The organism is Aeromonas sp. Marseille-Q7275, assembly GCF_965119515.1.
On the sequence record NZ_CBCPLW010000014.1, the window covers coordinates 1 to 14,212 of the forward strand.

General features: G+C 64.1%; 12 protein-coding genes. 9 read left to right on the plus strand and 3 right to left on the minus strand.

Going from position 1 to position 14,212, the window contains the following annotated elements; translation table 11 throughout:
- Window positions 1-60: 60 nt before the first annotated feature.
- Entirely contained in the window at window positions 61-888 is an 828-nt protein-coding gene (locus tag ACWPWQ_RS13840) for a peptidoglycan DD-metalloendopeptidase family protein (RefSeq protein ID WP_454010051.1), read from the minus strand.
- A gap of 251 nt (window positions 889-1,139) precedes the next feature.
- Here ACWPWQ_RS13840 and ACWPWQ_RS13845 point away from each other — a divergent pair, with 251 nt between their 5' ends.
- From ACWPWQ_RS13845 to ACWPWQ_RS13870, 6 genes are all read left to right on the plus strand, one after another.
- Window positions 1,140-1,679, plus strand: coding sequence for a fimbrial protein (locus tag ACWPWQ_RS13845; protein ID WP_025326137.1), 540 nt, complete (start codon window positions 1,140-1,142; stop codon window positions 1,677-1,679).
- Between the two features lie 52 nt (window positions 1,680-1,731).
- Window positions 1,732-2,451, plus strand: a complete 720-nt coding sequence (locus ACWPWQ_RS13850; RefSeq protein WP_454010052.1) for a fimbria/pilus periplasmic chaperone — start codon at window positions 1,732-1,734, stop codon at window positions 2,449-2,451.
- 76 nt (window positions 2,452-2,527) lie between these two features.
- Window positions 2,528-5,080 carry a fimbria/pilus outer membrane usher protein gene (locus ACWPWQ_RS13855; RefSeq protein WP_454010053.1) on the plus strand — a complete coding sequence of 851 codons (2,553 nt, stop codon included), beginning with the start codon at window positions 2,528-2,530 and terminating at the stop codon, window positions 5,078-5,080.
- The gene (locus tag ACWPWQ_RS13860; protein ID WP_454010054.1) at window positions 5,077-5,844 is read left to right on the plus strand and encodes a fimbrial biogenesis chaperone; all 768 of its coding nucleotides are present in this window, start codon (window positions 5,077-5,079) and stop codon (window positions 5,842-5,844) included. Before ACWPWQ_RS13855 ends, ACWPWQ_RS13860 begins: the two co-directional genes overlap by 4 nt.
- Window positions 5,837-6,877: a fimbrial protein gene (locus ACWPWQ_RS13865; RefSeq protein ID WP_454010055.1), complete on the plus strand. Its 1,041-nt coding sequence runs from the start codon at window positions 5,837-5,839 to the stop codon at window positions 6,875-6,877. The genes ACWPWQ_RS13860 and ACWPWQ_RS13865 overlap by 8 nt, the downstream gene beginning before the upstream one ends.
- A gap of 39 nt (window positions 6,878-6,916) precedes the next feature.
- Window positions 6,917-7,699, plus strand: coding sequence for a BPSS1780 family membrane protein (locus ACWPWQ_RS13870; RefSeq protein ID WP_454010056.1), 783 nt, complete (start codon window positions 6,917-6,919; stop codon window positions 7,697-7,699).
- A 47-nt stretch (window positions 7,700-7,746) separates the two neighbouring features.
- Here ACWPWQ_RS13870 and ACWPWQ_RS13875 read toward each other — a convergent pair whose 3' ends face one another.
- On the minus strand, window positions 7,747-8,649 hold the full coding sequence (locus ACWPWQ_RS13875) for a LysR family transcriptional regulator (protein WP_139435713.1): 903 nt from the start codon (window positions 8,647-8,649) through the stop codon (window positions 7,747-7,749).
- Between the two features lie 126 nt (window positions 8,650-8,775).
- Between ACWPWQ_RS13875 and ACWPWQ_RS13880 the strand changes: the two genes are divergently transcribed.
- The 3 genes from ACWPWQ_RS13880 (at window position 8,776) to oxyR (ending at window position 11,412) form a co-directional block, all read left to right on the plus strand.
- The gene (locus ACWPWQ_RS13880; RefSeq protein WP_454010098.1) at window positions 8,776-9,636 is read left to right on the plus strand and encodes a Vmh family MBL fold metallo-hydrolase; all 861 of its coding nucleotides are present in this window, start codon (window positions 8,776-8,778) and stop codon (window positions 9,634-9,636) included.
- A gap of 79 nt (window positions 9,637-9,715) precedes the next feature.
- Window positions 9,716-10,351 (plus strand): DsbA family protein, encoded by a 636-nt coding sequence (locus ACWPWQ_RS13885; protein ID WP_454010057.1) that lies wholly within the window; start codon window positions 9,716-9,718, stop codon window positions 10,349-10,351.
- Between the two features lie 164 nt (window positions 10,352-10,515).
- Window positions 10,516-11,412 carry a DNA-binding transcriptional regulator OxyR gene (gene oxyR, locus ACWPWQ_RS13890; protein WP_139435706.1) on the plus strand — a complete coding sequence of 299 codons (897 nt, stop codon included), beginning with the start codon at window positions 10,516-10,518 and terminating at the stop codon, window positions 11,410-11,412.
- A 56-nt stretch (window positions 11,413-11,468) separates the two neighbouring features.
- Here oxyR and ACWPWQ_RS13895 read toward each other — a convergent pair whose 3' ends face one another.
- Complete coding sequence (locus ACWPWQ_RS13895) at window positions 11,469-13,958, minus strand: penicillin-binding protein 1A (RefSeq protein WP_454010058.1); 2,490 nt, start codon at window positions 13,956-13,958, stop codon at window positions 11,469-11,471.
- Window positions 13,959-14,212: the final 254 nt, after the last annotated feature.

The following is a 14,212-nucleotide window of genomic DNA, read 5'->3' on the forward strand; positions in this document are numbered from 1 at the left end:
CCCCTATCCATGAACGACAAAGGCAGCCCGGGCTGCCTTTGTCGTTTCGTGCTGCCCGGATCAGGGCTTGAAGGCGCCGATGAAGATGGCGGGGTCGACGCGGGCATCGTTGAGGCTGACGTTCCAGTGCATGTGGGGACCCGTGGCGCGACCGGTGGCACCGACCCGGCCGACGATGCCGCCGCGGGGCAGGCTCTGGCCCAGCTTCACGTCCACCTTGGACATGTGGCAGAACATGCTGATGAGCCCCTGGCCGTGATCGACGAACACCGTATTGCCATTGAAGAAGTAGTTGCCGATGAGGATCACCTTGCCGGCGGCCGGTGCCTTGATGGGGGTACCGGCGCCGACCGCGAAGTCGAGGCCGGAGTGGGGGTTGCGCTCCTCGCCGTTGAAGAAACGGCGCAGCCCGAACGGGCTGGAGAGGGGGCCGTTGACCGGTTTGTCGAACAGCAGGTTGCTCGGCTGGGCCGGGCTGAAGGTCTGGTAAGCCTTGTTCTGCTCGGCCAGCTCACGGTTGATGCGGGCCATGTCCTCGGCCAGCGGATTGACCTGGCGGGTGTTCTTCAGCTTGATGTGCTGCTCCCGATAGTGCTTGTTGCCGACCGTGAAGCCCAGGGTGCGGCCATCGCTCACCTGCAGCTGATGGGGGCCCGCCTGACTCTTGAGCGGAATGCCGACGATGGCAATCCAGTGCCGCCCCTCTTCTCGCACCACCAGGACCGGTTTGTCCTGATAGCGCGCGGCAGGCGCCTTGGGCCCATCCCCCAGCGGCACCACGGCCACGCCCCCCGGCACCGGGTGGTTGAGCAATCGGCTGATGAAGCCGGGTTCGGCATGAAGGGAGGCGCTGCCGAGCAGCAGAACGAGGAAAAACAGGCGGCGCATGGTGGCTCCATCGAACAAGGCGGTGAGATAAAAAGGGGGAAAATGATGCCACATTCTTGCCCGGCTGTCCGTCACCTCGGGCCATGGGGTGCGTCAGGGTTTGCCTGGAATAGGGCAGGAGTGAGAACTCTGTGCTATTTACTAATGTGTCACTAAAGGTGTCTTTGAATGGCACCTATGGCGGCAGGCAGCAAGGCACTGGCAGGAGAAAAGCAGTCGCCAGCGACATCCAGGGACAGGTGGAGGTTGTGATGAAGACGAAGGCTCTCTTGATACTCGGACTCACCATGGGGATGTCGGCACCCGTTGCCGCCTTCAACGGGGTCATTACCATCAATGGCGAGGTGACCGCCGGGACCTGTGCCATCGCGGTCAATGGCGGTACGGCGTCGGCGACCGTGACCCTGCCGACCGTCAGCACCAATGCGCTCGGCAGCATAGGCCAGACCGCGGGGGCGACAGGCTTTAACCTCGCCCTCACCAGCTGCCCGACCACGGGGTCGGTGCGGGCCTACTTCGAAAACATCGGGGTGGAGCAGACCACGGGCAACCTCAGCAACAAGGCCGTCGCCTCGGGCGGCAAGAACCCGGCCCAGAATGTCGAGGTGCAGATCCTCTCGGCCAACAGCACCCCCATCGATCTGAGGACCAACACAGGCAACAACGTGCTGGTCAACTTCAGTGCCACCGGGGGGGCAACCCTCTACTACAGCGCCCAGTACATAGCCACAGGTGCCGTCGGTGCCGGCCTGGTCTCGGCGGATCTCATCTACTCCCTGGACTACCACTGAGCGCTCTGCCATGAAAGCGCTTCTCATCCATCGGCCCCGCAGGGCGGGGCTGATGCTCATGCTCTGGTGCGTGCTGCTCCTGCCCTGGCTGGCCTGGGGCCATGTCCAGATCTCGGGCACCCGGGTCATCTACCCGGCCAATGCCCGTGAAGTCACCCTGGAGCTGACCAACAAGGGGAGCACCCCCTCGCTGGTACAGGTGTGGATAGATGCAGGCGATCGCCGCATCCGGCCCGGCGCCGAGGCACTCCCCTTCCTGGTAACCCCTCCCATCACCCGCATCGAGGCCCAGCGTGGCCAGTCCCTGCGCCTGGCCTACGTGGGGCAGGGGCTGCCCCAGGATCGGGAGTCGGTGTTCTGGCTGAACGTGCTGGAGGTGCCGCCGAGCGTGAAGTCGACCCAGGCGGGTCAGAATCTGGTGCAGCTCGCCTTCCGCTCACGGATCAAGATGTTCTACCGGCCTTCCGGGCTGCCTGGCAATGTCGAGCGCTCCGCCAAGCAGTTGAGCTGGCGCCTGATCCGGCAGGGGGACGGTTACGCACTGCGTGCCAGCAACCCCAGCCTCTATCACGTCAGCATCAGCAATCTGGAGCTGCAGGCGACGGCGTCGTCGCAGCGCTACAGCAATTTGAGTGGCGGCATGGTGGCGCCGGGGGGCAGCTTCGATTTCCCCCTTGAGCCGCTGTCCGGGGTCGTCCATGCCAAGGCCGTGACCTTCTATTGGCTCAACGACTATGGTGCCCGCGAGGTGGGCCAATTCGTCTTCAATTGACCCTGGAAAATGCCGGAGCGGGACCCTGGGGTCGGCGCTCCCGGTGCACAGGCCGGCGCTGAGGGGGAGGTTTGCCGTGACAGCCAGAATGCCCCTCTCTTGCTGCCTTCATGCCACCGTCCTCTGGCACGCCGCCTGCGGTCTCTCCCTGTTGCTCTGGGGCGCCCTTGCCATGGGGGACGAGCTGGCCGGACAAGCGGTCAGCCCACCCGCTGACATCGAGTTTGACAGCCGCCTGCTCGACAGCCTGGGGGTCAACATCGACCTGGCCCGCTTCTCCCGTGCCGACTTCATCCCCCCTGGGCGCTACCAGCTCGACATCACCATCAATGGCAAGGAGAGGATAAGCCAGCAGGTGGAGGTGAGAGCGGGAGAGGATCCCGGGACGCCCCTGTTCTGCTTTCATCCGGATCAGCTGACCCAGTGGGGGCTCTTGGTCGACAAGCTGCCCGACCAGGGGGCGGTGCAGCAGCAACTTCGGAGCGACTGCATCGAGGTGGGGGCCCTGGTGCCCGGCGCCAGCTTCACCTTCGATCTGGCCAGTCTGAGCGGGGCACTCAGCTTGCCCCAGGCTTATCTCGGTCAGGTCAGGCGGGACTATGTGGGGCCTGAGCAGTGGGTGCAGGGGATCAATGCGGCCTTCGTCGGCTATAACGCCAACCTCTATTACAGCGAGCAGGGGAACACAGGGGAGCCATTGAGCAGCAGCGTCAACCTCAACACCGGCATCAACCTCGGCGCCTGGCGCCTGCGCCACAACGGCTCCTGGCAGGGCAATCAGGGGGGCGGCTATCAGCCCCTCAACAGCTATGCGCAGCGGGATGTCACCTCCCGCAAAGCCCAGCTGACCCTGGGGGAGTACTTCACCCCGGGCGACAGCTTCGACAGCGTGCCCTTCACCGGCGTGCAGCTCGCCAGCGACGACGCCATGCTGCCGGATTTCGAGCGGGGTTTTGCCCCCGTGGTGCGCGGGGTGGCCCAGAGCAATGCCAGGGTCACCATACGGCAGGGCAGCGCCCTCATCTATGAGGCCCAGGTCACCCCCGGCGCCTTTGCCATCGACGATCTCTACGCCACCAGCTTTGCCGGTGATCTGGACGTGACCATCACGGAGGCGGATGGCAGCGAGCGCAGCTTCACCCTGCCGTTCTCCTCCGTGGTGCAGATGTTGCGAGACGACACCTCCCGCTTCAGCCTGACCCTGGGACGCTATCGCAATGATGCGGGCCCCGATGGTCCGGATTTTCTGCAAGGCACCTACAGGCGCGGCTTCTCGGATGCCCTGACCCTGTATGGCGGAACCATAGCCGCCGAGGATTACGGTGCCCTGCTGGGGGGCGCGGCCATGGGCTCGGACTACGGCGCCCTGGCCCTGGATGTGACCGGCTCCTGGGCGCGGGCGTTGCCCGCCAGCGCGAACGTGCCCGATTCCCTCGCCGGTCAGAGCTATCGCCTCACCTACAGCAAGCAGATGGAGAGGACCCAGACCTACTTCACCCTGGCCGCCTATCGTTTCTCCAGCGAAGGTTATCTCGACCTCAACGACGTGGCGGCGATACAGGTCCAGGCGCTGGACCGGTTGCAGCGGGAGCGCAATCGCTTCCAGCTCAACATCAACCAGCCGGTGGGGGAGTGGGGGGATCTCTACTTCAACGGCATTCGCCGCGACTACTGGGGGGGCCAGGGGGAGAGCAGCAGCTTCCAGCTCGGCTACAACCGGGGGTTTGACTGGGGCAGCCTGACCCTGTCGGCCAGCCACTCCCTGGAGGAGGGGGTGGGGGATCAATACGTGCTGAGCCTCAGCATCCCCATCGGGGACAAGCTGGGATCGCCGCGTCTTGGCAGCACCCTCTCCTATCAGGAGGGACAGGGCGCCAGCGCCAGACTGGATCTCAACGGAGGGACCCGGGACGGGCGCTTCTATTACGGTGTCTATGGCAATCAGAGTCGGGTGAGTGGCAGCTCGGCCCTGAGCTATGGCGCCAACCTGCAGTATCAGACGGCGGCCACCCAGCTGGGGTTGAGTACCAGCCAGGGGGAGGGTTACGCCCAGTACGTGGCCTCGGCCAAGGGAACCCTGCTGGTCCATGAGGAGGGTTGGGTGTTGGGACAGACGCAAGGAGAGACGATGGCGCTGGTGGAAGCCAAGGGCGCCCAGGGTGCCAGGGTCAGCCACGGGATCGGCAGCGAGGTGGACGGGGATGGCTATGCCGTGCTGGCCGGGCTCAACCCCTATCGTACCAACATCATAGGCCTGGATCCCAGCGCCTTGCCGCTGGATGTGGAGATAGATGGCAGCGCCCAGATGGTCGCCCCGCGCCGGGGGGCCATCGTCAAGCTGGCATACGAGACCCATGTCGGCCAGCCCTTGCTGCTCAAGGCCGTGCGTCAGGATGGCAGTGCGCCGCCCTTTGGGGCCGAGGTGGTCGATGGCCGCGGCGATGCCGTGGCCGTGGTCGGTCAGGGGGGGCTCATCTTCGTGCGTGGCGAGCAGGGGACCCTCCATGTCCAGTGGGGCAAGGAGGGGGATGAACGGTGCCGGCTCGATTATCGGGTCCCTCGGCCGGATCCTGCCGTGCCCTATCAGCAGGTCGCCGCCCGCTGCCTCGCTTCGGGAGCAAGTTCATGAGATACCCCCTTGATTGCCATGGCTGGCGCCGGGCCCTGGAAGGATACGCCATGCTGTCATGGCTGGCGTTGGGCTCCCTGCTGTGGTGCTCAAGCAGCGAGGCCGCCCTGAACCTGATGCGTACCCGGGTGATCTATGAGGGGGGCTCTGAGGCCAGCCTGATGGTGCGCAACGACGGCAGCGAGCCCAGCCTGCTGCAGGCCTGGGTCGATGGTGGCAATGAGCAGCAGGGACCGGCCGATGTCTCGACCCCCTTTCTGGTGGTGCCGCCCATGATGCGGCTGGGGTCGCAGAAGGGGCAGGTGCTGCGCATCCTGGGGGCGGATCTGAGCGGGCTTCCCCGGGACAGGGAGTCTCTGTTCTGGCTCAATGTCCTCGGACTGCCCCCCAAGGCGCAGGCCTCGCAGGGGAGCGTGCAGCTGGCGTATCGCACCCGCATCAAGCTGTTCTACCGGCCGTCCGGCCTGGTGGGCTCCCCGGCCGAGGCGGTGAGCCGGCTTGGCTGGCAGGGGCTGGCGGAGGGCGGACTTAGGGTCAGCAATCCTGGCCCCTTTCACATCAGCCTGAGCGAGGTGCTGCTGCGCACACCGCACCTCGCCTGGCGCGAGGGCGGGGTGCTGCTGCCTTATGGTTCCCTGTCGCTTCCCATGGCGGGTGCCGTGCCGGCGGGGGCCCGCGGGCGGCTGCGCTGGATCGATGACGATGGCAATTATCATGAGCAGGAATTTGTCCTGGGCAGGCATGGAGGAGAGCGGGATGAGTGACGGCGTCGGAAACCTGGGCCTGCCTTCCTTGCTGCTGGTGGCGGCGCTGCTGTTGCTGGGGAGCTTGTGGGCGGGCGAAGCTCGGGCCGTCAATGGTCAGTGCACCAGTCCCTTCGTGGCGACCGGCGCCATCACCGCCGATAGCGGTCTCTATCAGCCCGGGGGGACCAACGCTCCTACCTCCTTCTCGACCACGGGCACGGCCACCTGTGATTGCACCGGCATCTCGGTGGGGCTGTTTGTGACCGTCTATTACCAGGGCACCACCAGCCTGCCCACCGTCTCCGATCCTCTGGGGACTCTCATCAAGCTCAACCCCTATTTCGGCCTCAAGGTCGAGTTCAATGCGGCAGGGGGATACCAGGCAGTTCCCTTCACTACCACCAGCACTGGGCTGCTCAGTGCCTGTGTCGGCGGGTTGCTGAATGTCTCCCTGCTGGGGGGGATCAACGTGAACGGCGGCCGCTATACCCTGAAGCTGCTCAAGGGGGTCACGGGTACCCAGACCTTCAGCGGCACCGTCGCCCACCTCTTCGCACGCCGCGCCAGTGCACCGGACACCAGCCCGGCCAATGCCTTCAGCACCCTGGCGATGAACATCAGCGTCACCTCGACGCCGACCTGCCAGTTCCCCGCCGGCACCAGCATTCCCATCGATCTCGGCGCAGTGGCGCAGAGTGCCTTCGTCGAAGGGGAGATCCCCAGGGGCTATGCCCCGCGCAGCGTCAATGTGAGCGTGACCTGCAGCCAGATCCCGAGTGACTATCTGGTGCCGCTGCAGTACAGCTTCGGGGGGGCGCTCAGCAGCCAGAATCGCTTCATCACCACCAGCCTGGCCGGGGTCGGGGTGGGCATGGTCGAGCAGGATACGCTGACCCCTATTCCATTTGATACTGCCATCGCGGTACCCTACTCGGCGGCCAGCCACAACACCCAATATCAGGTGAGGCTGTATCCGACCCGGTTGCCGGGTCAGGTGGTGCGCACCGGTGCTTACACGGGCACCATCATGGTCACGGTGAGCGTGCCCTGATGACAGGGTTATCTGCCCCTATTTTCGACGAGGTCAATGATGAACAGTGACAGCGCCCTGCGCCGCGAACCCAGACGCCACACCATAGGGCAGGGCTGGATCTGGATCCGCACCGGGTTCGACATCTTCAACAGGGGCATGGGCGCCAGCGTGGCCATGATAGTGATCTGGTTCCTGGTGGGCATGTTGCTGGAACAGCTGCCGGCAGGGGGCTTCATCTCCCAGCTGCTCTACATGGTGTGGGGCGCCGGCTGGGTGGCGGTGGCCCGCCGGGGTCATGAGGGCCACCCCCTGCAGTTCGCCGACGTCTTCGCCGGTTTTCGTCACCGGCTGACCCCGCTGATGCTGGGGGGACTGATGGTGCTCGCCCTGTTCATGGGGATACTGCTCATCTGTGCCTTCATGCTGCATCAGTGGGGCCTGACCGGCCTGCTCTCCCAGGATCCGGAGACCCTGACCCTGACGCCCGAACAGGCGCAGGGGTTCCTGCTCTGCCTGTTGCTGGGGCTGGCCTTGCTGGTGCCCGTGCTGATGGCCATCACCTTCGCTCCCGCCCTCATCTTCTTCCACGGCGTGGGGGCCTGGCAGGCGGCCAGGCTCAGCTTCAAGGGCTGTCTGTGCAACATGTGGCCCTTCCTCTGGTGGGGGCTGCTGGGAGCAGTGCTGATTTTCTTTGGCGCGCTTTTGATGCTGGTGGGTCTGCTGGTGGTGTTGCCGGCCATCAACTACTCCATCTACGCCGCCTATCGCGACATCTATGTGGACGAGGAGGCTGCCGACGACGGCGAGTCGCCGGTCAAGGCGTTTGGCTTCGAGGCATAAGCCGACACAGGATGACAGGGGCCGAAAGGCCCCTTTTTCATGGGCCCTCAGCTGGCCTGCCACAGGGGATCGTCCGCCATGTGCGCGATCAGGAAGTCGAGGAAGCTGCGCAGCAGGGGGGACATCTGCTTGCGGGTGCCATAGACGGCATAGACGCCCAGCTGCTTGGGCTGCCACTGGGTCAGCAGAGGCACCAGGGCGCCGCTCTCCAGGTGGGCCTGCACCGAGTAGCGTGGCTGCAGGCTGATCCCCGCTCCATCCAGGGTCGCCGCCAGCAGCAGGTTGGAGATGTTGGCGCTGAGGTTGCCGCTCACCGGCACGGACTCCGGGCCCCCGGGTCCCTGAAATTCCCACAGGCTCTTGCCGAAATAGGTGTAGGTGAGGCAGTTGTGCAGGGCCAGATCCTGCACCTGCTGCAAAGGTGCATGGCGGGCCAGATAGGCGGGGCTGGCGCAGACGACGGAGTGGCAGGTGCCGAGGCGGCGCGCCACCAGGTTGGGATCCAGATCGTTGGTGATGCGCACCGCGAGATCGATCCGCTCCTCCACCAGGTTGACGGTTCTGTCCAGCAGCAGGATGTCGATGGCCGTACCGGGGTAGCGAGCCAGGTAGTCGTCCGCCGCCTTGACCAGCAGGGCTTCCGAGAGAGAGTAGCTGCTGGTGATGCGCAGTTGCCCCTTGGGGGCCTCGTCACTTCGGATGGCCAGATGCTCCATCTCTTCCCCCAGCGCCAGCATGGCCCTGGCCCGGTTCAGTGCCTCCTCCCCCGGCCCGGTCAGGCTCAGCCGACGGGTGGTGCGGTGCAGCAGTCTGGCCCCCATCCAGCGCTCCAGCTCGGCCAGATAGCGCGAGACCATGGCGCGGGACATCTCCAGTTTCTCTCCGGCGCCGCTCAGGCTGCCCTGTTCGACCACGCAGACGAAGACCCGCAATGCGGTCAGTCGGTCCATGCTCAGTGCCTCTATATGATCGATATGCGCAACAGTGATGCGCTTTTTATGCTGTATTTGCACCTTAGGCGATCCAATACACTGTGTCCATCACATGAACCCCGAATACTTAATGAGGAATAGATGATGAACAACACCCTGGTCCGCAACCTGACTCTGGCTACCACCCTGTTGAGTGGCGCCGCGCTGGCCGCTCCCCTGAATGTGACCGTCTACAACCCTGGCGAGAAGGCGATCTTCCCGGTCTCTTCCTCACTGGTGACCGGTGACAAGGAGGCGATCCTGATCGATGCCCAGTTCGACGTGCAAAATGGCCAGGCGCTGGTCGATATGATCAAGCAGAGCGGCAAGAAGCTGACCACTGTTTATATCAGTGCCGGTGACCCCGACTTCTACTTCGGTCTGGAGCCCGTCATGGCGGCGTTCCCGGATGTCAAAGTGCTGGCCGACCAGCATGTGGTTGACCATATCAACCAGACCAAGGATGCCAAGCTGAGCTACTGGAGCCCGATCCTGGGCGAGGGCGCACCGAAGAGTCTGACCGTGCCGCAGGTGATGACGGCCTCCCACCTGACCCTGGATGGCGAGAAGATTGAAATCAAGGAGATGAACACCCCGAATGCCTACCTCTGGGCTCCCTCCATCAAGACGGCGTTTGGCGGCGTGCCGGTATACAGCGGGGTGCATGTCTGGATGGCGGACAGCCAGACCAAGGCGGCCCGCAGCAACTGGGTCAAGGCGCTGGACAACCTGCTGGCCTTGAAACCCGAGCGCGTGGTACCGGGCCACTTCCTGGGCACCGCGCCCAAAGGCACTGCCGCCGTTACCTTTACCCGTGACTACGTCCAGCGCTTCGAGCAGGCGTTGGCCTCCGCCAAGAACAGCGATCAGCTGATCGACGGCCTGAAGAAGGCGTTCCCGTCCCTGCCGGTGGACGATGGCCTGGCCATAGGTGCCAAGGTCAACATGGGCGAGATGAAGTGGTAATGGCCTGAGTCCCTTTCCCTGTGTTTTTTGCCGGGCATTGATTGCCCGGTTTTTTGATCAACTGCCGAGGATCACTCAGATGAACGACATCACACTGCACTATGTCTATGACCCCCTCTGTGGCTGGTGCTATGGTGCCGCCCCCCTGCTCGAGGCCGCAGCTGGGATCCCGGATTTGCAGATCGCGCTGCATGCGGGCGGCCTCTGGCTGGGCCCGCGCCGCCAGCCCATGGGCCAGGCCCTGCGGGACCATGTCCGCCCCCATGACGAGCGGATCCAGGCCCTGACCGGCCAGCCTTTCGGTGAGCGCTACTTCAACGAGCTCCTGCTCAGGGACGGCCTCTTGCTCGACTCAGAGCCCCCCATCCGGGCCATACTGGCGGTCACCGAGCTGGGTGGTGATGGTTTGAGCCTGCTGCATCGTATTCAGCAGTCCCATTACCTTGACGGTCAGTGGGTCGGCGACCAGGCCCATCTTGCGCGGCTGGCGCAGGAGCAGGGGATCGCGCCGGAGGCGTTCGCCCTGGCCTTTGGTCAGGTGGATCTCGCCGGGCATCTGGCCCAAAGCCAGGGCTGGCTGCGTCGGCTCGGCGGGCAGGGGTTCCCGACCCTCGGGCTGATGCGGGGGGGAAGCCTCATCCCGCTGCCCGTCTCCTCGTTCTTGGGGGAGCCGCAAGCCTTCGCGAGCCATCTCGCCGCCCTGATGGCGGCCTGATCCGGGCCATGCCCGGGTTTGCCGCACCGGCCCTCAGGGTCACGGCAATGGGCATGTCGGGTGAGCGGGGCAGGGGAGAGCGCTCCCCGTTTCGGGCTTCCCTTGTCCCCCGCCCCGTTCTTGGGCATGCTAACGGCCTCTTTGATTGGCAGGATGCAGTACCTATGAACCTTCGCGATCTCGAGTACCTGGTAGCGCTGGAAGAGGAGAAACATTTTCGCAAGGCGGCGGAGCGCTGCTTCGTCAGCCAGCCGACCCTGAGCGGCCAGCTGCGCAAGCTGGAAGATGAGCTGGGGGTGATCCTGATCGAGCGCACCTCCCGCAAGGTGTTGTTTACCCCGGCCGGCGATGCCATGGCCCGGCAGGCCCGCAAGGTGCTCAAAGAGGTGCGCGAGCTCAAGAGCATAGGCCAGCACTTCGCCGAGCCCATGTCCGGCGAGATCCACATCGGCTTCATTCCCACCGTGGGTCCCTATCTCTTGCCCCACATCATTCAGGATCTGCGGGAACACTTCCCCAAGCTGGAGTTCTATCTCTACGAAGAGCAGACCCAGGTGCTGCTCAAGCGGCTGGAGGAGGGGGAGCTGGATTGCCTGGTGCTCGCCGAGCTGGAGGGCATGGACGGTTTTGGTTCCATCCCTCTCTATCAGGAGCCCATGTGGCTGGCGGTGCCCCAGCATCATCCTGAAGCCAGTGCCAGGGCGGTGCCGCTTGGCAATCTCAAGGGCAAGAAGTTGCTGATGCTGGCCGACGGTCACTGCCTGCGGGATCAGGCGATGGGCTTCTGTTTTGCCGCCGGCATCGGCGAGGATCAGCGCTTCAAGGGCACCAGTCTCGAGACCCTGCGCAACATGGTGGCGGCCGGCAGCGGCATGACGCTGGTGCCCAGGCTGGCGGTGCCCGCCAACGCCGAGGAGGGAGGCGTCAGCTATCGTCCGGTGATAGACCCGGTGCCGGGGCGCACCATCTCCCTGCTCTATCGCCACTACTCGGTGCGTCGCCCCTGTTTCAATGAACTGGCCTCCCGCATCTCGGCCCTGATGAAGGGGCTGCTCGGCTGAGGGCAGATAAAAAAACCGGCGCCAGGGCGCCGGTTTTTTTTGCCTCAACGGGCAGCTTAGAAGATGTCGTCGGTGGAGACGGGGCCATCGCTGCTGGAGCCATCGCCGCCGTAGACCTGATTGCCATCGGAGAGCTGGCTCGCATAGCGGGTCGGTTCAGTCCCTTCCTTGAAGAACTCCTCCATGCTGGCGCCATCGGTGCGGTTGGTCAGCAGACCCGTCTCCCGATCGATGCGTACCTGCATGATCCCTTCGGGAACCGGCATCTTGCGCTCGGGCACTTGCTGCAGAGCCGTCTTCATGAAGTCGATCCAGATGGGCTGGGCGGCGCCGCCCCCGAATTCGGCTCGGCCGAGACCGCGCTGGTGGTTGTCAAAACCTATCCAGGAGGTGGCCACCAGATTCGGGGTGTAACCGGAGAACCAGGCATCCCTCGATTCGTTGGTGGTCCCCGTCTTGCCCGAGATGTCGTGACGCTTGAGGTCACGGGCCGCGCGCCAGCCGGTACCACGCCAGCCATTGCCACCCCAGATGGCGGTGGTCAGGGTATCGGTGATCAGGAAGGCGCTCTGGGCACTGATGGTCTGGGGCGCCATGTTGTTGGGCACGACAGGGTCAATCGGACACTGGGCCTTCCAGTCAGGGACGGTATTGGTGTAGGCATCGGCGCTGTCGAGCCCGGCGGCGGCCAGCACACCGCAGTCGCGGCAGGCGGCGGCCGGATTGGCCTGATACAGGGGGGTGCCAAAGCTGTCGGTCACTTCGGTGATGAAGTAAGGCGTCACCTGGAAGCCGCCATTGGCCAGCACCGAGTAACCGCGCACCACTTCCAGCGGGGTGAACTCGGCGGCCCCCAGGGCCAGGGATTCGTTGGCCGAGATGTGCTCGCGGGCGAAGCCGAAGCGGGTCAGGCCATCGATATAGGTATCCAGCCCGATGGCGCGCATCAGCCGGACCGACATCACGTTCTTGGACTTGGCGAGGCCAAGGCGCAAGGTGGTCGGGCCCTCATAGATGGCCGGCGAGTTCTTGGGCTGCCACATGGGGCCCTTGGCGGGATCCCACTGGTTGATCGGGGCATCGTTGATGAGGGACGCCAGGGTATAGCCCTGCTCCAGCGCGGTGGCATAGAGGAAGGGCTTGATGTTGGAGCCGACCTGGCGGCGAGCCTGATCGACCCGGTTGAACTTGGAGATCTCGAAGCTGAAGCCGCCGACCAGGGCCTCGATGGCACCGTCCTGCGGGTTCATGGCGACCAGGGCGGCGTTGACGTCAGGGATCTGGGAGAGCAGCAGCTCTTCCCCTTTCTCCCGCACCCAGATCTGGGCGCCGACCTTCAGCACGTCCCGTGCCGATTTAGGTGGATAGGTCTGGCGATCGTCGGTGATGAAGGTTCGGGCCCACTTGATGCCGTTCCAGCCGAGTTCGGCCTGCTTGCCATTCTTCAGCACCAGAGTGGCGCTCTTGTCACCGATCTTGGTGACCACGGCGGCCATCAGCGGCTGGTAGGTCGGTTGCTTGGCCAGGTGGGCCATGATCTGGTCGTAGTCCCAGGCCGTTTCCCCGGCCTTCCACAGCAGGGCGGTCGGGCCGCGATAGCCGTGGCGGGTGTCATAGTCGAAGACGCCGTCCAGCAGCGCCTGGTGGGCGGCACGCTGGCGCTTGGCGGTGACAGTGGTGTAGACGTGCAGCCCCATGGTGTAGGCATCTTCGCCAAACTGCTCCACCATCTTCTGGCGCACCATCTCGCTGAGGTAAGGGGCGTTGAGAGTCGTTTCGGCACCGTGGTAACGGGCCTTGACCGGCATCTTGGAGGCCTCGTCAAACTGGGCCTGGGTGATCTTGCCGGTCTCCAGCATGCGACCCAGCACCACGTTGCGGCGCGCAAAGGCACGCTCAGGCGAGCGTATGGGGTTCAGCATGGAGGGAGCTTTCGGCAACCCGGCGATGATGGCGATCTCGTCCAGGGTCAGATCCTTGACGTCTTTGCCAAAGTAGACCTGGGCGGCGGCGCCGACCCCGAATGCCCGGTAACCCAGGGGGATCTTGTTGAGATAAAGGGTGAGGATCTCATCCTTGGAGAGATTCTGCTCGATGCGCCAGGCCAGGAAGACTTCCTTTATCTTGCGCACCAGGGTCTTCTCGTTGCTCAGGAAGAAGTTGCGCGCAACCTGCTGGGTGATGGTACTGGCGCCCTGGCGGGCCTGGCCGGAGACGGCCCAGACGGTGGCGGCCCGGATGATGCCGATGGGATCTATGCCCGGGTGCTCATAGAAGCGAGCATCTTCGGTGGCAAGCACGGCATCTATCATGGACTGGGGAATTTCATCCAGCCGCAACGGGATACGACGAATTTCGCCAAATTGGGAGATCAACTCCCCATCCCGGCTGTACACCTTCATCGGGGTGGCCAGTTTGACATCGCGCAGGGCGCTCACATCCGGCAACTGGGGCTTGATGTAGAAGTAGATGCCGATGAGGCTGGCAACACCCAGCACTGCACCCAGCATCATGACAATAAACAGGCGAACGAGCCATTTCAGCATGGAAGAACTACCAATCGTCTTAAAATTAGCCAACGGGCGCAGAGTATAGCCTTTTTACCCTCGCGGATTCGAGGTTTTCCTGTCCGGGGACATCGACCTCGAGAAGAGGCGGGAGGGTAGCATTCCAGGACGCAATTACCAAGGGGGCCGCATTCAAGGCCGAAAGGAGAGGAGCGTCAACTTTTGACATAAACTTTATGACATTGATAGATAGAGCATTATATTGAGTTAAGTCATCACGTCGTGATGCGCTG

Excerpts from the sequence above, each read along its gene's own strand:
- ACWPWQ_RS13840 (WP_454010051.1), bottom strand. The coding sequence starts at position 888 with ATGCGCCGCCTGTTTTTCCTCGTTCTGCTGCTCGGCAGCGCCTCCCTT.
- ACWPWQ_RS13845 (WP_025326137.1), top strand. The coding sequence starts at position 1,140 with ATGAAGACGAAGGCTCTCTTGATACTCGGACTCACCATGGGGATGTCG.
- ACWPWQ_RS13850 (WP_454010052.1), top strand. The coding sequence starts at position 1,732 with ATGCTCATGCTCTGGTGCGTGCTGCTCCTGCCCTGGCTGGCCTGGGGC.
- ACWPWQ_RS13860 (WP_454010054.1), top strand. The coding sequence starts at position 5,077 with ATGAGATACCCCCTTGATTGCCATGGCTGGCGCCGGGCCCTGGAAGGA.
- ACWPWQ_RS13865 (WP_454010055.1), top strand. The coding sequence starts at position 5,837 with ATGAGTGACGGCGTCGGAAACCTGGGCCTGCCTTCCTTGCTGCTGGTG.
- ACWPWQ_RS13870 (WP_454010056.1), top strand. The coding sequence starts at position 6,917 with ATGAACAGTGACAGCGCCCTGCGCCGCGAACCCAGACGCCACACCATA.
- ACWPWQ_RS13875 (WP_139435713.1), bottom strand. The coding sequence starts at position 8,649 with ATGGACCGACTGACCGCATTGCGGGTCTTCGTCTGCGTGGTCGAACAG.
- ACWPWQ_RS13880 (WP_454010098.1), top strand. The coding sequence starts at position 8,776 with ATGAACAACACCCTGGTCCGCAACCTGACTCTGGCTACCACCCTGTTG.
- ACWPWQ_RS13885 (WP_454010057.1), top strand. The coding sequence starts at position 9,716 with ATGAACGACATCACACTGCACTATGTCTATGACCCCCTCTGTGGCTGG.
- oxyR (WP_139435706.1), top strand. The coding sequence starts at position 10,516 with ATGAACCTTCGCGATCTCGAGTACCTGGTAGCGCTGGAAGAGGAGAAA.
- ACWPWQ_RS13895 (WP_454010058.1), bottom strand. The coding sequence starts at position 13,958 with ATGCTGAAATGGCTCGTTCGCCTGTTTATTGTCATGATGCTGGGTGCA.